Genomic DNA, 19178 nt, shown 5'->3' with positions numbered 1-19178 from the left:
TCTAGTGCTCCTTTCGGTGATACCAATCATCCAATCGCAGAGCAAGGTGGTTAAAGAGCAGTCCGGCGCTGGTCGCAATGAGCGTGATAATCAGGACGGGTCCCAGTACGAGGGCAGGTTGCGAGGATCCGGCCTGTGAGCGGATGGCGATCAAGGTTGAAGGAATGAGGCTGAGACCGCCAAAGACCAGAGTCATAAAGGTGCAAATCTCCGGTGATGCCTGGTTGGGGGTTTGGTTATGACCTTGTAGTTCGGCCATGGTTTTGAGTCCGATAGGCGTGGCTACATTTCCTAGCCCCAGCATGTTGGCGGCGACGGTCATGGAGATCAACCCGAGAGCGGATTGAGCCGTTTTTAAGCTGGGGAATAATAAGGCTAATATGGGTTGGAATATTTTGGCGATCCACTCGGTGATTCCTGCGGTTTCAGCCACTTTGAGAATGCCCGACCATAACGCGATCATTCCGGCCAGACCGAAAGTGAACTCGACCGCTTTGGTAGAGCTGTTAAAGATCGTATCCGAAATTACACCGATATGACCGGTACTGGCGGCCACGAGGATACCGAAACCGATGAGGAACATCCAGATGGTATTGATCAAGATTACCGCCTCCTTTTTTCAAATACTATGTCTTTTTCATGATAAATATTAATGTAGGGCAGACAGTCACAGGTAGGATGGTTTTTTGAGATGGAGACTTTTTCGCAATTGGTAAAGGAAGAAGCGATCCGAAATGCGGTCTCACGATGCGGACAGTGTGATAAAGCGGAGCTTTCGGCCATTATCCATATGGCGGGGAGTATTCATTTGACGGGGAGAGAACGCCTGTCTTTATCCATTACCACCGAATCAGCGGGGATCGCCCGGCGAATCGTTAAATTGATTAAGTCATGCTCCAAATTGGAATCCGAAATCCAAGTCGAACAGAATGAAAAATTGGGCCGTTTACATCGGTATAAGATTATCATTCCTTCTCAAAATGGCGTGATTGAATTGCTCGACGAGCTTGGCATGATGACCCGGGAGCGATATCTGGAGAGCGGGATTGCGCCGCATCTGGTGAAGGACCAATGCTGCCGGGCTTCCTTTTTACGCGGAGCATTTTTGGCCGGGGGCTCCATCAGCGATCCGCAAAAAAAGAATTATCATCTTGAGCTGTTCACTCACAATGAAGAGTTTGCGAACGGGTTGGTCTATCTAATGAGCCTGGTTCATTTAAAGGCTAAGGTAAGCCGGAGGAAAGCCTATTTTGTTGTTTACCTGAAGGAAAGCGAAGCCAACGCGCGATTTCTCTCTTTGATTCAGGCTCATTCCGCAGTGATCAAGCTGGAGGAAGTACGAGTTATCAAGGGGTTACGGGGTGAAGTAAACCGGCGGGTGAATTGCGAGACTGCGAACCTTGAAAAAACTCTCTCAGCAGCTTGGGAGCAAGTTGAGGCTATCAACCAGTTAATAACCCGGGTAGGCCTAGGGATCCTGCCGTCGAGTCTGCGTCGGACCGCCGAACTTCGACTGGAATATCCCGAAGCCACTTTAAAAGAACTGGGCGAATATCATCGTCCACCCATCAGCAAATCCGCAGTGAATCACCGTTTGCGGCTAATACGACAATATGTTAAAAATTTCACAGAAGAAGCAGGAATTTAATTCGTGAAAGAGAAATAGAAATCTGAGGAATAAGATATCAGGTTTGGTCATTAATTTTTTTGTCCAACGTGGGACACAATTATACTAATTGGGACAAAATTCATCCCGCCCGTAGCGACGAGCATAGAGGCGTTTAAAATGGATAAACTTCTATCGTTGCAACAGAAGATAATTCCGGAGTTCGTTCCGCTATTGCTCTCCAGATATCAAGTACTGCGTTCGATTCACTTTTTACAACCGATTGGGCGCAGGGCTCTTGCAGACCAATTACATATGCAAGAACGGCGGATCCGCAACGAAGTCGATCTCTTAAAACAACAAGAGTTGGTAGGCCTCACCAGCGGAGGCATGCAGGTTACCTCTCAGGGCGAAATGCTTTTGTGGGAGATCGAAGTGTATATCCGGGAACTGCAAGGTATAAACTTGTTAGAGCAAAAAATTGCCGAACGTTTCGGCATCGAAAAAGTAATGGTCGTACCGGGCGATTCCGACCGGGATGAAACCGTAAAGAAGGATCTGGCCCGAGTAACTGCAGGCTATCTAAACAAGCGGCTGGAAGAAGGTTCAATTCTGGCGGTTACCGGGGGTACAACCCTGGCTGAAGTGGCCGCTGCTTTGAAATTGCCGACAGTTAAGCGGAACATCACGGTCATTCCGGCCCGGGGTGGGTTGGGCGAGGAAGTTGAGATCCAGGCGAATGCTGTTGCCGCCAATATTGCGAAAGGGCTGGGCGCTTCTTACCGTCTGTTGCATGTGCCGGATGACCTTGGTCAAAAGGCAATGCAGACCATTGCGGAGGAACCGAAAATCAAGGAGATCTTGGATATGGTCCGCCAAGCCAATATCGTGATGCATGGCATCGGGACCGCTGAGGAAATGGCCAGACGGCGGGGAATGCCGGAATGCCAGATTACGGAGCTCACTGAACGAGGTGCGGTGGGGGAAGCTTTCGGATATTATTTTGCGATTGACGGGAGTGTTATCCATTCGACATCCAGCGTCGGGCTGCAATTAAATGAACTTGAGCAAATCGGGGAAGTCATCGCGGTGGTAGGCGGCGCAAGCAAGGCTGCGGCCGTCCAAGCGGTACTGACCAACGCTCCCCGCGATGTATTGGTCATTGATGAGGGTGCGGCCCGTGCCATGATGGATTTATTCTATCGTTAGGTTTTAAACGGTGGTTATCCGCCACCGAAACATATTAAAAATGGAGGAATTGAAATGGCTGTAAAAGTTGGTATTAACGGTTTTGGCAGAATTGGTCGGCTGGTTTTCAGCGCTCTGCATGACAAGGGATTACTGGGCAAGGACGTCGACATTGTGGCAGTTGTCGATATCAGCACGGATGCGAAGTACTTTGCGTACCAATTAAAATATGATTCCGTGCATGGCAAATTCACCGGACAACTGGCCACCGAGAAGAGCGCTCCTGAAGTGGAAGCCGATGATGTGCTGATCGTTGACGGTCACAAGATCAAATGCGTAATGGCGACTAAAGATCCCAGTCAATTGCCTTGGAAAGAGCTCGGCGTCGATTACGTTATCGAATCCACGGGTCTGTTTACTGATTCCGAGAAGGCCAAAGGCCATCTGGCCGCCGGCGCCAAAAAAGTAATTATTTCCGCTCCTGGTAAAGGCCAAGTTAAGACTATCGTAATGGGTGTCAATGAAGGCGAGTATGATTCCGCCACCCACGATATCGTTTCCAATGCTTCTTGCACCACCAACTGCCTGGCTCCGTTGGTTCATGTTCTTTTAAAAGAAGGAATTGGCATTGAGACCGGTTTAATGACCACCATCCATTCCTATACCGCCACTCAAAAGACCGTGGACGGTCCTTCGAAGAAGGATTGGCGCGGCGGCCGGGCAGCGGCCATCAACATCATCCCGTCGACCACTGGCGCGGCGAAAGCTGTCGGTGAAGTTCTGCCGGCTACCAAAGGCAAGCTCACCGGGATGTCTTTCCGGGTACCGACCCCTGATGTTTCGGTGGTGGATCTGACCTTCCGGGCGACTCGGGACACCTCCATCGAGGAGATCGATTCCTTAATGAAGAAAGCCTCGGAAACCTATCTCCAGGGTGTTCTCGGCTACGCCAATGAAGAAGTGGTCTCCACCGACTTTGTACATGACAACCGCTCGTCGATCTATGACTCTTTGGCGACCCTGCAGAACAATCTGAAGGGTGAGAAACGCTTCTTCAAAGTCGTTTCCTGGTACGATAACGAATGGGGTTATTCCAACCGTGTTATCGATCTGCTGACTTATATGGTAAAGCAAGACCAGAAATAATGGTTCCCAATTTTATAGGGGCGATAGCCATCGCCCCTATTCATTGAGAGGAGGAAGACAAATGAACAAATTATCCATTGACGACATTGATGTAAAGGGCAAACGCGTATTCGTACGGGTGGATTTTAATGTCCCAGTAGACGACCAGGGGAATATCACCGACGACCGTCGGATCAAGGCGGCGATTCCCACCATTAAATCCCTGTCCGACCGGGGGGCGAAAGTCGTTCTGGCATCTCATTTCGGCCGTCCCAAAGGAGGGCCCGACAATAAATACCGGATGGATGTCATGGGTAAACGCCTTTCCGAGTTGTTGGAAAAACCTGTAGTCAAAGTCAATGACTGCATCGGCGAAGAACCGAAGAACGCCATTTCCGCGATAGACCCCGGCGGCGTGGTGTTATTGGAGAATGTCCGGTTTTATAAGGAAGAAGAAGCCAACGACGAAGCATTCGCCAAAAAGTTGGCCGAGTTGGCCGATATCTACGTGAACGATGCCTTTGGCACCGCGCACCGCGCTCATGCGTCCACCGCGGGAGTGGCCAAATTCCTCCAACCCGCAGTAGCCGGTTACTTAATGCAGAAAGAGATCGATATTATGGGCAAAGCCCTGAGCAATCCGGAGCGGCCATTCGTGGCTATCCTGGGTGGGGCGAAAGTCGCCGATAAACTCGGCGTCATCAAGAATCTGCTCGAAAAGGTCGATACGCTGATCATCGGCGGTGGAATGGCGTATACATTTTTGAAAGCCCAGGGCTATGAGATCGGAAAATCGTTGCTCGACGCCGAACGGATCGAATTTGCCAAAGAAATGCTTGCCAAGGCCAAGGAAAAAGGGGTTCAATTATTGCTGCCGGTTGATACGGTAGTGACCGATAGTTTCAAGCAGCCGACCTTCTCCAAGACCGTGACCGCTACTCAAATTCCGGCTGACCTTGAAGGCGTGGATATCGGGCCGGAAACTATCAAGCAGTTCTCCGAGGCGATCACCGGCGCCGGAACTGTGGTTTGGAACGGCCCCATGGGTGTGTTCGAACTGCCGCAATTTGCGGTCGGAACCCGGGCTATTGCGGAAGCCTTGACCCGTTGCAAGGGAACAACCATCGTCGGTGGCGGTGATTCGGCTGCGGCTGTCGAACAGATGGGCTTCGCCGAAAAAATGTCCCACGTTTCGACCGGTGGCGGCGCTTCCTTGGAATTCCTCGAAGGAATTGTCTTGCCGGGCGTGGCTGCATTATCGGATAAATAATCCAAGAATTAAAAACCCGTTGCCCGGGCTGTCATTTGGCGGTCCGGGTTGCGTTACGATTAGGGAGGCCATCATGCGCAAACCGATTATTGCTGGGAATTGGAAGATGTATAAGACCATCCCCGAAGCAAAAGAGCTCGTAAAGGGGTTAGTAACAAAACTAGCGGGGCTCGACGGGGTTGAAGTAGTCTTTTGCCCGCCGTTCACCGCATTAAGCACTGTTAAGGAATTGCTTCAAGGAACGGGACATGGTTTGGGTGCCCAGGATTTATACTGGAAAGAACAAGGTGCTTTCACCGGCGAAGTCTCGCCGCTCATGTTGAAGGATGTCGGTTGCGATTACGTCATTATCGGCCATTCGGAGCGCCGCGAGCATTTCGGCGAGACTGATCAGACGGTGAATCAGAAAGCCAAAGCCGCTCTAGCTCACGGGATCAAGCCGATCATCTGCGTCGGCGAGTCGTTGGCCCAACGCGAGGCCGGAGAAACCAGCGCTTTAATTAAAGGTCAGACCGAGAAAGCATTGGCGGAGATTGCCCCAAGCGAACTCCCGAAAGTGGTCATTGCCTATGAACCGATTTGGGCGATTGGAACAGGCCGCTCTTCCACAGCGAAAGATGCCAATGAAGTCATCGGCTTGATCCGGAAAACCATTGCCGGGATGTATGGCCATGATCTGGCCGAGCAAGTGCGAATTCAGTATGGCGGCAGCGTGAAACCTGAAAATGTCAAGGAATACATGGAGCAACCGGAGATCGACGGCGCTTTAGTCGGCGGAGCCAGCCTGGAAGTGGAATCGTTCTTCCGAATTGTCAATTATTAAGATTCGTTGTTGCGCGGAGGGAAATTCGTTGAAAAAACTTTGTTCGGATATCCCATCTTGCGCCACAATATAATTGTTTGAATCCGGATCCTGAGTCTAAAAAATTAGGAGGTTTTCAAATGACGTCAATTGTTGACATTTATGCTCGCGAAATTCTTGACTCCCGCGGCAATCCCACGGTTGAGGTTGAAGTGGAACTGGCTGACGGCAGTGTCGGCCGGGCCGCAGTTCCGTCCGGTGCTTCCACCGGCGCCTTTGAAGCCGTTGAACTGCGGGATGGTGACAAAGGCCGTTACTTGGGACGGGGTGTTCAAAAAGCCGTTGAGAACGTGAATGAAGAGATCGCTTCGGAAGTGATCGGACTGGATGCCTTGGATCAGGTAACCATCGACAAGGTCATGATCGAATTGGACGGAACTCCCAACAAGGCTAAGCTGGGCGCCAACGCTATCTTGGGTGTCTCTTTGGCGGTTGCCAAAGCCGCCGCTTCCAGCTTGAACCTGCCGCTTTACCGTTACCTCGGCGGCGTGAACGCCAAAGAACTGCCGGTTCCGATGATGAATATCCTCAATGGCGGGAAACATGCTGACAACAGTGTGGATTTGCAAGAATTCATGGTCATGCCGGTCGGAGCGCCGAGCTTCTCCGAATGCTTGCGCTGGGGCGCTGAGATTTTCCATTCTTTGAAAAAAGTTTTAAAAGATAAAGGATATAGCACCGCGGTCGGCGACGAGGGCGGCTATGCGCCGAATCTAAAGAGCAATCAGGAAGCCCTGGACGTTATCATGGCTGCGATCGAACAAGCAGGTTTCAAACCGGGCGACGATATCATGATTGCTATGGACCCCGCTTCCACGGAACTCTGGGACGAAGCCAAGAAAAAGGGCGAGGAAGGCAAGTATTTCTTCTGGAAATCCAATATTCTGAAAACTTCCGCCGAAATGGCTGATTTCTGGGCCGAACTGGCGAATAACTATCCGATCATCTCTATCGAAGACGGCATGGCCGAGGAGGACTGGGACGGTTGGAAGATGCTCACCGAACGTTTGGGGAGCAAAGTTCAGTTGGTCGGCGATGATCTTTTCGTTACCAACACCGAACGGTTGAGCAAAGGAATTAAGCTGGGTGTCTCCAACGCCATCCTGATCAAAGTCAACCAGATCGGAACCTTGACGGAGACTCTCGATGCCATTGAAATGGCCAAGCGGGCCGGCTACACCGCCATCGTTTCCCATCGTTCCGGCGAGACCGAGGATGCGACCATCGCCGATATCGCAGTGGCGACCAACGCCGGACAGATCAAAACGGGCGCTCCTTCCCGCACCGACCGCGTCGCCAAGTACAACCAATTGTTGCGGATCGAGGACCTTTTGGCCGAAGAAGCGAGCTTCCCCGGCAAAAAAGCTTTTTATAATATCTACCGTTAATGCTCTGCCCCAAAGATATTCGGGAGTGCGCGCTTTTGGTAAAAATAAATGAATCTGAAAACACTCTGTGGGGTTTTCAGATTCATTTTTGAAACCATTTAGGGCTCAGAAATACCGATGAGCGCAAGCAGGACACCTTTTCAAAACTGTAAAAAGAGACTTGTAGATCTCTGCCTATTGTGCTAAAATTATCGAGTGAATGGGTTGGAGGTGTAACGGTTGAGATTATTTTTGCAAATATTGTTAATGATTGTATCCATTGCCTTGACTGCAATTATTATATTACAGCCTAGCAAGGGCGAGGGATTGGGTTCAATCGGTTCCGGCGGACAGATGTTTTTTTCAAAAAACAAAGGGCTGGAGAAATTATTAGATAAGGCTACAATGTGGTTGGCAATCAGTTTTGGCTTATTGTTAATCATTGTGGAACTTTTAGCCAAAAAAATGTAGGGCGGAAAGCCCTATTTTTTTTACCAAACCTTCCGATAATTAATTGTAAATAAACGGTTAAAAAGAGGAGGTTTTCCAATTGAGATTCTTATTCAGCTTAAAATGGCGACTGTTGTTAAGTTTTTTAGGGATCTTTCTCCTGACGGGAATGGTCAATTTTTTGCCTGATGAGAATGTCATTTTAAAAGTAGCGGTAATCGTCGGATTACTGGTTGCTTACTTTATATTGGGTAATTTCTTAATTAACCGCTTAGTCCTGGGGCAGATCAAGCCCTTCATACTTATCTCCAAACGTATCGCTCAAAACGATCTCTCCAATTTGCCCGCGGTCAATGTCAATAATGAGTTTCAGATCCTTGGCGAATCAGTGGATCAAATGCTGAGTAACCTACGGGGGATCTTGCGGGAAAACTTAGATGCTTCGGAACAATTGGCGCTGGCTGCCAATGAGATGTCCGGCATGGTCCAGGAAGTGAGTGTCGCTACCGAGCAGATCACCAACACCATGGACCAGATGTCCAAAGCCACTCAGGAGCAGTTCGAAAGCACTCATCTCTCGGTTTTGGCTACTCAGCAAATGGCTGAGACCGCCCAAGGAATTGCCTCGGAAGCCCAAAAAGCCTCCACATATTCCTCGCAAGCCGCTGAACGCGCCCAAAAAGGGGAAGAGTCCATCGGCCAAATTCACGCGATGATCCTGCAACTTCAAGAGACAGTCGATAATTCCGCCGAAGTGGTTCGCCGCCTCGGAATGCGCTCCGTCGAGATTGGCAAAATCGTCGATGTAATGCGGGGAATCTCTCGCCAAACGAATTTGTTGGCGTTAAACGCCGCCATCGAGGCGGCCCGGGCCGGCGAACACGGCCGTGGTTTCTCGGTGGTTGCAGATGAGGTTCGGGCTTTGGCCGAGCAGTCGACCAATTCCGCCATTCAGATCGTGGCATTGATCAATGAGATCCAAACCGAGACCAAAGCGGCGGTGGAAGCGATGGAGATCGGCACGCGGATGGTGGATGATGTCACGACGTTGGCCATCTCGGCGAAGGACGCTTTCAGCGATATTACCCAGTCGGTCAACCAGACCGTGGGAACTATTCATGAGATTGCGGCAGCTTCGGAGGAGCAGGCGGCCAGCAGCGAAGAGATGACCACCAGTATGCAGACTGTCGCCTCGATTGCGAAACAGAATGTGAATGGCGCCAAACAGGTCGCGGCGGCCACCGAGGAACAAAAGAGCAATATGAGTAAATTGGCCGAATCCTCCACCAACCTGGTAGATATGGCTGAGCGTCTGACCGCGTTGGTCGGCCGCTTCAAAGTAAAATCCGATTTTCAACGGTGCTGGCGGGTATTGGATTGCAATTACATTAATTGTCCGGCCTATCAGAGCCGCGAGGAAAAATGTTGGCTTATTCCCGATACCATTTGTGGCGGCATACCCAATGGTTCAGTGAAGGATAAGCGCAGTACCTGTCATCAATGTGAAGTCTTTAAAGTGAATACCACCGTAAAAAAGAGCGAATAACCCAAAAGCCGGATCCCTGATCCGGCTTAACTATTTTCCTGATTACAATATTTTCCAACCCTTCATTGTCGAACGGAGTATCCGTACCAGAAATCGAATGACTTATTGAAAGTTTACCCGACTCGATTGAAGTGGGGATATGGTTCTGTGGGAAAACAGAAGGGCTTATTTGAAATAATGCAATCATTTTGTAACATAACCAATTCGTAAATTGCATTGCAAACTTGAAAACGCATGCCTATAATATTAATGTCTAAGCTGGCAGTTGATAGAAAGTATGTCATACATTTGACAACCAACAACATATATGCTAGTTGAGGGGGAACATCATTTTGCTTATTTTAGTTTTAAACAGTGGCAGTTCGTCTTTGAAGTACAAGCTTTATCAGATGCAGACCGAGGAAGTACTCGCCGCCGGACTGGTGGAACGGATCGGTAGCACCAACGGCAACGCAGTCATCAATCATCAGAGGCCAGATGGCGAAAAGATCCGGATTGAACAGAGAGTTTCGGACCATAGTGAAGCCTTGAAAGCGGTGCTAGATTTCCTGACCGCGGCGGATCAAGGTGTCGTCCGATCCTTGGATGAAATTAAAGCGGTCGGCCATCGGGTGCTGCATGGCGGTGAAATCTTCTCCAGCGCGGTTGTTGTCGGCGACAAAGAGCTGGCCGAGATCGAAAGCCTTCGCGAGCTGGGACCGTTGCATATGCCGGCCAACATCATGGGAATTAAAGCTTGTCGTGAACTTATGCCCAATACCCCCCAAGTTGCAGTCTTTGATACCGCCTTCCATCAAACCATGCCGCGCAGTTCTTTCTTGTACGCGCTGCCGTATGAATATTATGAAAAATATAAAGTCCGTCGTTACGGCTTCCATGGCACATCGCACCGTTATGTTTCCAACCGGGCCGCACAAATTCTCGGCAAGAATCTCTCCAAATTGAAAATGATTACGCTGCATATGGGGAACGGCAGTAGCGCTGCAGCCATTAAAGACGGCAAATGCTTTGATACGTCGATGGGATTTACGCCGTTGGAAGGTTTCGTCATGGGAACGCGCTGTGGCGACATGGATCCGGCAATCGTACCGTTCTTGCAGAATGCCTTGAAGTTGAACCCTAATGAGCTTGACACCTTGATGAATAAGAAGAGCGGTTTTTTGGGAATGACCGGCTTCAGTGACATGCGTGATATTCAAAAGGCCCGTGAGGAAGGGAATGAGCGCGCCCAAGACGCTTATAATATCTTTATTCAGCGGGTTGTAAAATACGTCGGTTCCTATTTTGCCGAATTGGGCGGTTTGGATGTGTTGGTCTTTACGGCGGGAATCGGTGAAAATGATTGCCAGGTTCGGGCCGATATCTGTGAGCGGCTGGCCCATCTGGGAGTCGATTTTGATTTCAAAAAGAACGAAGGGCTGCGCGGCAAAGAAGCTATTCTGAGCAAAGCGCGTTCCAAGGTCACGGTGATGCTGGTCCCCACCAACGAGGAACTCTTGATTGCTCAAGACTCTTACGAGCTTGTCAATTTATAATCAAAGCCATCGATAACACTTTTCAACGGAGATTCTCCAAAGACTACCATTTTGGTAGTCTTTTTTTATCGGCGTTCGAGGATAAACGACTCCCGTGCGCTGCTTCCGGAATGAAAATGCCGACTTTCCAATGAATAATCGCCGGATTCGAAAGGAAGAAAAAAAACGTCGTCGAAGTCATTCATAATCGACATGAATTGGTTACGGAAATGATCCATTTCCGTAATGATCGGACCCATTCGCCGGGTGATTGCAATTGAATGAAGGTAAGCGAGGCTCCCCAAGTGATAGTGATGTTTGTTTCCCGAATATGGGATAACCTGAGGCTCTCATACAGAGACTTGAAGATCAAGCACAAGTTCTTTGTGGTCCATTGTCTGATTGTCTTTATTGTCTGCTCCGTCAGCCTGGTTGCGCTGCAGGCGGCATTGCATATTTATGATGGGCTGCTGTATGACGAATCCGCCAAAGTGCTGAATCTATCGACGATCAATATTGAGAACGAATTGAAGCGGATCGAAAAACTATCCTACACGCTCGTATCCAACCGGGATATCCAAAATTATCTGGTGAACCTGAAATCTAGGCTCAGCAGTACCAAAATGGCGGAGATCGACTGGGACTTGACGGATATCTTATGGGAGTATGTTTTCGAAAGAAATGTGGCGTCGGTGAATCTCATTGACTCCCAGGGCACCCAATATTCCGGAGGTCCGCCCATTGACGAAGCAATGGTCCGTAAATTGGTACCTCTGGCTGCCGGGAAAGAGGGGGTTTTCTCGTTCGTTCCCGATCCCACGGGCGCCTTTCTGATCGGTTGCCGCCAAATCCGCCGGATTCATAATCTGAGTTTGGAACCTCTGGGGACGCTGATCATCCGCATCAAGATTGCCGAGTTGGTGAGTCAGAGTACGACCGGTGAGAACAATAAAGAGGTCATTCTATTGATTTTGGACGGGAAGAAGGAGATTTATCACTCCAACCGTCTGCCGGAACTGCTCGGCAAGAATTTTGTTTTCGCCAAAAATACCGCCTACAGTCTGCAAAAGGTCAATGGACGGCGTTTTTTTGAGTCCCATACGCGGTCGGACTTTACCGGTTGGACTTATTTCAACATCTTGCCCTATGAAACGGTTTTCAAACAGATCATCCTGATGCGCACCATTATCCTGCTCATTTTCGGCATTCTCTTTCTATGCACCATCTTCATCAGTTTGAGGCTGGCGCGCAATTTGACCCGACCCATCGAAAGTCTCACCCAGAAAATGAAAAAGGTCGAAAAAGGCGATTTCGCGCTCGAAAGCTTTAGCCCGGAAGAGGCGGCGCGCGCCGATGAAATCGGTGATCTGCAGCGGGACTTCGCAATCATGATCCGCCGCATCGACGCGTTGATCAAAGAGGATTACACCAAACAAATCGTGATCAAGGAAGCCCAGTTCCGGGCGCTCCAGGCGCAGATCAATCCCCATTTTCTCTATAATACGCTCGAATCCATCAATTGGCTGGCCAAAGTGAATCAGCAAAAAGAAATATCCCGAATGGTCGAATCCCTGGGCCATTTGTTCCGCAGCGCGATCAGCAGTAAGGAAGCAGTCATCTCGCTGGGCGAAGAATTACAATTGCTCGATGATTATATCACAATCCAGAAGATCCGCTTTGGCGAGCGCCTCGATTATCAGCCGCAGATCAACCCGGGCTGGCGCGAGCTTCGGATTCCCAAACTGACATTGCAGCCCCTTGTCGAGAACGCCATTCATTACGGGCTCGAAAAAATGCTGGGAGTGTGCAGAATCGCTGTCCAGACCCTGGAGCATGAAGATTGTCTGGAGATTTTGATTGCGGACGACGGGCCGGGCATTGACGAGGATATTCTAGAAAAGCTCAAGACGGGAGTGGTCAAACCGCAAGGGTTGGGAATCGGTCTGAATAATATCGATGATCGGATCAAAACGATTTTCGGCGAACGATTCGGCCTAACGGTCGTCAGTCGGCTGGAACAGGGGACCACGGTTTCCGTCCGAATTCCAAAGGCGGAGGGTGCAACGGATGTATAAAGTTTTGATCGTCGATGATGAGGCGATTATCCGGGACGGAATCGCCGCGGTCATCGATTGGGAACAATATGGCTTTACGCTCATCGGGGCTGCTCCAAACGGAGTGGAAGCCCTGGAGATGATTCAGGTGGAACCGCCCCATATTGTCATTACGGATCTGCGGATGCCCGTGCTCGACGGGTTGGAACTCATCGCCAGGGTAAAACAGACCTACCCGGGAATCGCCTTCGTAGTACTGTCCGGTTATGGGGAGTTTGAATCAGCCAAGACGGCGATGCATTATGGAGTCCGGCATTACCTGCTCAAACCCTGTAATGAAAATCAGATTATTCAGGTGTTGCTGGAACTCAAAGAGGAACTCCAAAGCAACGAGCAGAAAGAAGAGTTCATTCGAAAAAACCGCGAAAATCTGGAGAAAGTATTGCCGCTGGTGAAGGAGCAGTTTCTGCGGGATTTTATCGCCAACCGCAATTATGTTAAGGATGAATACCCCTATTACCGCCATTTGTTCGGGCTGGAAGACCTCTCTGTGCGGCTGGTATTGTACGAACCTGAGGCGGAAGCCGGTTTTGAGGAACTTTTCGGCCTGGTCCAGATCATTGAGGATTGTTTTGCAGAAACCAGCTTTTTGAACACGGTGATTAAAAACCAGGTTTTATCATTGGTGCAAATCGAGCAGGAAACCGCATTGGCCTCCGCGATCAACCGCGTTAAAAATACTTTCAAATACTATCATAACCTGGAGGTTACCGTAGCCTACAGCGAAGAGCGAACCTTCGAAGCCGCCCCGCTGTTATACAATGAGATGCGGGAGTGTTTGAAACATTCGATCTATGTCGGGGTCGGCAGCATCATCACCAAACGGGACATTGAATTGAGCGGCGCCGCCAAAGGCCCTCCCGAACTCTTCTTTGACTTTGATTCGGTCGCCGTGGCGGTGAAGAGCGGCAATCTCGAAACCGTTCACCGGACGATCGCCGATTTTTTCAAACAATTGCGGCAGCATAAATTTCCGGTGGAAGTGGTCAAAACCTATGCCACGCAATTATTGACGGTGTTGATTCGCCAATGCCGGACCGAAGAATTGAAAGACCAGCTCGATAAGGTGGTGGAACTGCAGCGGATCGAGACCGTGGAAGGGATCGAGTCCTTCATTCAAATTACCGGTTGGGAACGGACCAAAGATTTTCATTCCCGCATTCTCTCCAAACATAGCCGGCTCATTCAAACTTTGCTCCAATACGTCCAGGAGCACCTCGGCGATGAGAATCTTTCGTTGAAGCAGCTCGCCGCGGAAGTGGTCTTTATGAACGAGGATTATCTGAGCAAACTGTTTGTGAAGGAGACCGGCGAAAAATTCTCCAATTTTCTGATGAAACAGCGCATGGAGCGGGCGAAAGAATTGATCGGCCAGGCGAGCGCCGACCGGATTTATGAAATCGCCCAAAGCGTCGGGCTGGGAAATAACCCGCAATATTTCAGTCAGCTGTTTAAGAAATACACGGGGATGGCGCCCTCGGAGTACAAAAAAGCCAACTGAGAGTCGCTCTCTGACTGGGTATGGACTCGGCCACCAGGGGTGAATGCTCTGTGGATAAGGGGGAAAGACGTGTAACAACGGAAGGACACCCATGGAGGACGGGACCGGACTGTTGAGTTTATGACAGGATTTTAAACAAAAAAGACGGTTTTATGGATTAACAATTCGGACACAAAATTGTAACATCTTAATAGAAGTAGTTTTAGAAAAAAGAAAGGGAGTGTCGGAGTTTGAGAAAAGTTTTACTGGTGCTGTTCGTGTTGGTAATCGCCCTGTCGCTTACTGTAAGCGCCTTGGCGGCCCCGAAGGTTACCTTGCGGGTCGCCTGGTGGGGCAATCCGACCCGCGATGCCCGTACCCAGAAAGTCATTGAAATGTATATGGCCAAGAACCCCAACGTCACCATCGAGACCGAAACGACAGGCTGGGCCGGTTACTGGGACAAATTGGCCACGCAAGCCGCAGCCAACAATCTCCCGGACGTGATCCAGCAAGATTACGCCTATATCACGCAATATGCGCAGAAGAATCTGCTGTTGGATCTGACGCCCGCCATCAAATCGAAGAAGATTGATTTGACCGGGGTCTCCGAGAACTACCTCTCCGGCGGCAAGGTCAAGAGAAAATACTATGGCATCAACCTCGGTACCAACGCCTGGTGCATCGTTTACGACCCGGCGGTCCTCAAGAAAGCCGGCGTGGCTCCGCCCAGCCCCGATTGGACCTGGGCCGACTTTGAAGCCTTAGCCACCGAGATTTATAAGAAGACCGGCGTGCAGACCATGCCCTATTCGACGGTGGAGCCCAGAGTCTTGTTCCAAAACATGCTTCGCCAGACCGGTAAGCCGTTCTTCGGCGCCGACGTCACCAAACTCGGCTTTAACGACACCAAGGTGCTGATCCAGTTCTATGAATCCCAATTACGGCTCCTGAAATCCGGAGTCCTGATCAAGCCGGAGACGGCCTTCGTAACCACGACTCCGCAAGAATCGCCGTTCGCCAAAGGCCAATCCTGGTTGGAATTCGTCTGGAGCAACCAAGTGGTGGCGTTCCAGGCCGCGGCCAACCGTCCGGTCGCCTTGGCCCTGTGCCCCAAGATCGCCAATTCCAAACGGCCCGGGACCTTCTTCAAGCCGTCCATGTTCTTCTCGGTGACCCGTTCGTCCGCGAACAAAGAAGAAGCGATCAAATTCATCAACTACTTTATGAACGACATTGAGGCCAACAAAGTGTTACTAGCCGAACGGGGCATCCCGGTCGTTCCCAAAGTGCGCGAGGTTCTTCAAGACATGGTCGATCCCGTGAACAAACAGGTCTTTGAATACATCAGCATGGTCGGCAAAGGTCATGTGAGCCCGATCGACCCGCCCGATCCTCCGGGAGCCGGCGAGGTGCTCAAGGCTTTCCGCAACATCGACCAGGAAGTCCTGTATGGCACCATCTCCCCCAAAGATGCGGCCAAAAAGTTCCTGAAACAGGGGAATGAAATTTTAGCGAAAAATAAGAACGCTAAATAAAACATCCACCCGGTAAGTTGCATAAGCCAGCTATTCAGATTACTTTTCGAAATTACACCACGAATAGCTGGCTTATCATTAATCAAAACAGTTTGTGCCCCGGGAAAACCGGGGGTCCCCCGCATGATTGGGAGTTACCGATTCCATTCTTTTTACAACCCAATGTCTGAATGATAATATGGCGCAATATATTTCAATATCACCGATGGATGATTGCGGCATATCGAAGGAGGTTTGCCTACCTTGAACGCACCGAAACGCATTTTTAATCCGCTGGGTTTTCTCCAAAACAACCGATTCCGGGCGCTCCTGGCTTCGGATAACGTGACCGGTTATCTTTTTATCGGCCCGTTCGTCCTGGGTTTTCTGGCTTTTACTTTGATTCCGGTCCTGGCTTCGATCTATTTTTCATTCTCCAGATATGATTTGTTGTCGCCGCCCGTTTTTGACGGTCTGAGGAACTTCATTGCGATGTTCAGCGATGAAAACTTTTGGAAATCCCTGACGGTCACCCTGCATTATGCTTTTGTATCGGTGCCGTTACGGCTGGTCTTCGCACTTTTCGTGGCGATGTTGTTTAACCGCAAATCGAAGCTGGTCGGTTGCTATCGGACCATCTATTACCTGCCGTCCATCATCGGGGGCAGCATCGCGGTTTCGGTGATGTGGCGCCGCCTGTTCATGGCGGATGGCGCCGTCAATTCAGCGTTGGCGCTCATCGGCATCAAGTCGGATACCTCGTGGATCGGGAATCCGAAGACCGCCATCTGGACCTTGATTATCTTAGCGGCCTGGCAATTCGGCTCCTCCATGCTGATCTTCCTGGCGGGCTTGAAACAGATCCCGGGGAGTTTATATGAAGCGGCGGAGATCGACGGCGCCAACGCTTTTCAGAAGTTTTTCAAGATTACCATTCCGCATCTGACTCCGGTCATCTTTTTCAACCTGGTCATGCAGTTAATCAATGGTTTTACCGTCTTTACGCAAGCCTTTGTCATCTCGGGCGGCTCCGGAGACCCGATGAACAGTACGCTGGTGTACGCGCTGTATTTGTATCGTAAAGCGTTCGAATTCTACGACATGGGTTACGGTTGTGCCATGGCCTGGGTGTTAGTGCTCATTTTGGCGGTATTTACGGCGCTCATCTTCAAATCTTCGTCATTATGGGTTTACTACGAGACGAAGGAGGATTAATCATGAGAAGAACCCAACGTTGGCTGAACCTTGGAATTTATCATGTGTTTATCATCCTATTCGGAGTATTGATGGTTTATCCGGTTTTATGGATGGTGTTCAGTTCATTCAAGGAGAATACCGAGATCTTCGGCACGGCCTCATTGATACCCCGCCATTTCAAGCTGGATGCTTATGTCCGGGGCTGGCAGGGGGTTGGCGGAGTGCCGTTCGGCTTCTTTTTCCGGAATTCATTTTACTATGTGATCCTGGCCACGATCGGAACCGTCTTTTCATCGGCAGTGGTAGCCTACGGGTTTGCCCGAATTAAGTTTTTCGCCAAAAACTTCTGGTTCGTCTGCATGTTGCTGACAATGATGCTGCCTTATCAGGTAGTGATGATCCCCCAGTTTATTCTCTTTTTCAAGCTGGGCTGGGTAAACTCCTTTTTGCCGCTCATCGTGCCGATGTTCTGCGGTCAACCGTTTTTCGTCTTTTTAATGATCCAGTTTATTCGCGGGTTGCCGGTCGAATTGGATGAATCGGCGAAGATCGATGGCTGCGGTCGTTTCCGGATCTTTTCCAAGATCATCTTCCCGCTGATCTCTCCGGCGATCATTACGACGACGATCTTTCAGTTCTATTGGCGGTGGGATGATTTTCTCGGGCCGTTGCTTTACTTGAATAAGCCCAGGCTGTATACTGTATCGCTGGCGTTGCGGATGTTTGCCGATCCGGCCACCGCGACGGACTGGGGCGGCATGTTCGCCATGGGGACACTGTCGCTGGTGCCGATCTTCATTATTTTCATCAGCTTCCAGCGCTATCTGGTGGAAGGGATCAGCACGACCGGCTTGAAGGGTTGATTGCTCAAACTTTGAACGAAAGATGAGGGTTGTCAATTGAACGGTCCAATTATACAATATGATGAGCAGGAGTTGAAACAGGTGCTGGATCGCATCGTCAAACGGACGATGCAGATCGATTTTACTTGGGATTGGCCGTGCGGGGTCGCTTTTTACGGCATCTGCAAGGCCTGGGAGGTCACAGGGAACCAGGAGTATCTGGATTTCCTGGTACAATGGGTGGATGAATACCTGACGATCGGCTTGCCGCCACTGACGGTCAATGCGGTCTCCATGGGGCACACCTTGATCACGCTGCATGAGGCCACCGGCGACTCGATGTATCTGGATCTGGCCGTGCAAAAGGCCGAGTACCTGCGCCATCAAGCGGTGCGGTTCGGGGAGGGCGTATTTCAGCACACCGTCTCCCAAAACAATGACTTTCCGGAGCAGGCCTGGGCCGATACGCTGTTTATGGCCGCTTACTTTTTGCTACGGATGGGAGTCAAGTTGCAAAACGAGGAATATATCGCCGACGGCTTGAATCAGTATTACTGGCACGAGGAGTTCTTGCAGGACGAAACCACCAACCTTTATTACCATGGTTGGAACAACCTGCAGCAGAACCACATGTCCGGAGTGTTTTGGGCCAGGGCGAACGCTTGGGCGGCCTTGACCATGGCGGAGGCCTTGAAACTCATCAATTACCTGTATCCGATGTTCATGCGGATCGACGGTTCGCTCCGGGATCAGCTGAGCGCGTTGGTGAGGTTGCAATCCCCCGAAGGCATGTGGCATACAATTTTAACCGACGATTCCTCCTATCTTGAGACCTCGGCTTCGGCGGGCATCGCCGCCAGCCTGGCGATTTACGGGCATCCCTTGCATCAGAAGTACATCCAAAAAGCGTTACAAGGGATCATGGGTCAGATTGCGCCCGATGGCACCGTCAAAAATGTTTCTGCCGGAACCGCGGTTATGAAGGACCCGGAAGACTACAAGCAAGTGCCGCGCAAGCGGATTCAAGGCTGGGGGCAGGGATTGACCCTGGCGTTCCTGGCCGCCTTGCTTCAGTATAATCCACATTCTAACCGTTAAGG

16 protein-coding genes are annotated in these 19178 nt (G+C 50.3%); 15 read left to right on the top strand and 1 reads right to left on the bottom strand.

The genetic code is table 11. The features are described 5' to 3' along the window. Position 1: 1 nt before the first annotated feature. On the bottom strand, positions 2–601 hold the full coding sequence (locus tag EDC14_RS10565; RefSeq protein WP_132014258.1) for a nucleoside recognition domain-containing protein: 600 nt from the start codon (positions 599–601) through the stop codon (positions 2–4). A 108-nt stretch (positions 602–709) separates the two neighbouring features. Between EDC14_RS10565 and whiA the strand changes: the two genes are divergently transcribed. The 15 genes from whiA (at position 710) to EDC14_RS10490 (ending at position 19176) form a co-directional block, all read left to right on the top strand. After that, positions 710–1648 (top strand): DNA-binding protein WhiA, encoded by a 939-nt coding sequence (whiA, locus tag EDC14_RS10560; RefSeq protein WP_165907935.1) that lies wholly within the window; start codon positions 710–712, stop codon positions 1646–1648. Positions 1649–1786: 138 nt separating this feature from the next. Beyond that, a complete protein-coding gene (locus EDC14_RS10555; protein WP_132014256.1) occupies positions 1787–2815 on the top strand; it encodes a sugar-binding transcriptional regulator in 1029 nt (342 codons plus the stop codon). A gap of 54 nt (positions 2816–2869) precedes the next feature. Continuing rightward, positions 2870–3940 (top strand): type I glyceraldehyde-3-phosphate dehydrogenase, encoded by a 1071-nt coding sequence (gap, locus tag EDC14_RS10550; RefSeq protein ID WP_132014255.1) that lies wholly within the window; start codon positions 2870–2872, stop codon positions 3938–3940. Between the two features lie 61 nt (positions 3941–4001). Beyond that, a complete protein-coding gene (locus EDC14_RS10545) occupies positions 4002–5189 on the top strand; it encodes a phosphoglycerate kinase (RefSeq protein ID WP_132014254.1) in 1188 nt (395 codons plus the stop codon). 73 nt (positions 5190–5262) lie between these two features. Then, positions 5263–6012, top strand: a complete 750-nt coding sequence (gene tpiA / locus EDC14_RS10540; RefSeq protein ID WP_132014253.1) for a triose-phosphate isomerase — start codon at positions 5263–5265, stop codon at positions 6010–6012. 119 nt (positions 6013–6131) lie between these two features. After that, positions 6132–7439 carry a phosphopyruvate hydratase gene (gene eno, locus EDC14_RS10535; protein WP_132014252.1) on the top strand — a complete coding sequence of 436 codons (1308 nt, stop codon included), beginning with the start codon at positions 6132–6134 and terminating at the stop codon, positions 7437–7439. Between the two features lie 219 nt (positions 7440–7658). Then, positions 7659–7889, top strand: coding sequence for a preprotein translocase subunit SecG (gene secG / locus EDC14_RS10530; protein ID WP_132014251.1), 231 nt, complete (start codon positions 7659–7661; stop codon positions 7887–7889). 79 nt (positions 7890–7968) lie between these two features. After that, positions 7969–9414 (top strand): methyl-accepting chemotaxis protein, encoded by a 1446-nt coding sequence (locus EDC14_RS10525; protein ID WP_132014250.1) that lies wholly within the window; start codon positions 7969–7971, stop codon positions 9412–9414. A gap of 332 nt (positions 9415–9746) precedes the next feature. Next, on the top strand, positions 9747–10949 hold the full coding sequence (locus EDC14_RS10520; protein WP_165907934.1) for an acetate kinase: 1203 nt from the start codon (positions 9747–9749) through the stop codon (positions 10947–10949). Between the two features lie 341 nt (positions 10950–11290). After that, positions 11291–13003, top strand: a complete 1713-nt coding sequence (locus EDC14_RS10515) for a cache domain-containing sensor histidine kinase (protein ID WP_165907933.1) — start codon at positions 11291–11293, stop codon at positions 13001–13003. Further along, positions 12996–14543 (top strand): response regulator transcription factor, encoded by a 1548-nt coding sequence (locus EDC14_RS27550; protein WP_132014248.1) that lies wholly within the window; start codon positions 12996–12998, stop codon positions 14541–14543. The genes EDC14_RS10515 and EDC14_RS27550 overlap by 8 nt, the downstream gene beginning before the upstream one ends. A 230-nt stretch (positions 14544–14773) precedes the next feature. Beyond that, a complete protein-coding gene (locus EDC14_RS10505; RefSeq protein ID WP_243662888.1) occupies positions 14774–16060 on the top strand; it encodes an ABC transporter substrate-binding protein in 1287 nt (428 codons plus the stop codon). A gap of 273 nt (positions 16061–16333) precedes the next feature. Next, positions 16334–17254: a carbohydrate ABC transporter permease gene (locus EDC14_RS10500; protein ID WP_132014323.1), complete on the top strand. Its 921-nt coding sequence runs from the start codon at positions 16334–16336 to the stop codon at positions 17252–17254. Positions 17255–17256: 2 nt separating this feature from the next. Further along, positions 17257–18099 carry a carbohydrate ABC transporter permease gene (locus EDC14_RS10495; RefSeq protein ID WP_132014247.1) on the top strand — a complete coding sequence of 281 codons (843 nt, stop codon included), beginning with the start codon at positions 17257–17259 and terminating at the stop codon, positions 18097–18099. Between the two features lie 36 nt (positions 18100–18135). Then, a complete protein-coding gene (locus EDC14_RS10490) occupies positions 18136–19176 on the top strand; it encodes a glycoside hydrolase family 88/105 protein (protein WP_243662887.1) in 1041 nt (346 codons plus the stop codon). Positions 19177–19178 lie beyond the last annotated feature (2 nt).

Source organism: Hydrogenispora ethanolica, from assembly GCF_004340685.1.
In the GTDB taxonomy this organism is placed as follows: domain Bacteria; phylum Bacillota; class UBA4882; order UBA8346; family UBA8346; genus Hydrogenispora; species Hydrogenispora ethanolica.
This window is presented reverse-complemented; position numbering and strand designations above follow the sequence as displayed.

What these genes read in the sequence shown, in the direction of transcription:
- tpiA (WP_132014253.1), top strand. Translation starts at nt 5,263, where the DNA reads ATGCGCAAACCGATTATTGCTGGGAATTGGAAGATGTATAAGACCATC.
- eno (WP_132014252.1), top strand. Translation starts at nt 6,132, where the DNA reads ATGACGTCAATTGTTGACATTTATGCTCGCGAAATTCTTGACTCCCGC.
- EDC14_RS10495 (WP_132014247.1), top strand. Translation starts at nt 17,257, where the DNA reads ATGAGAAGAACCCAACGTTGGCTGAACCTTGGAATTTATCATGTGTTT.
- EDC14_RS27550 (WP_132014248.1), top strand. Translation starts at nt 12,996, where the DNA reads ATGTATAAAGTTTTGATCGTCGATGATGAGGCGATTATCCGGGACGGA.
- gap (WP_132014255.1), top strand. Translation starts at nt 2,870, where the DNA reads ATGGCTGTAAAAGTTGGTATTAACGGTTTTGGCAGAATTGGTCGGCTG.
- EDC14_RS10555 (WP_132014256.1), top strand. Translation starts at nt 1,787, where the DNA reads ATGGATAAACTTCTATCGTTGCAACAGAAGATAATTCCGGAGTTCGTT.
- EDC14_RS10545 (WP_132014254.1), top strand. Translation starts at nt 4,002, where the DNA reads ATGAACAAATTATCCATTGACGACATTGATGTAAAGGGCAAACGCGTA.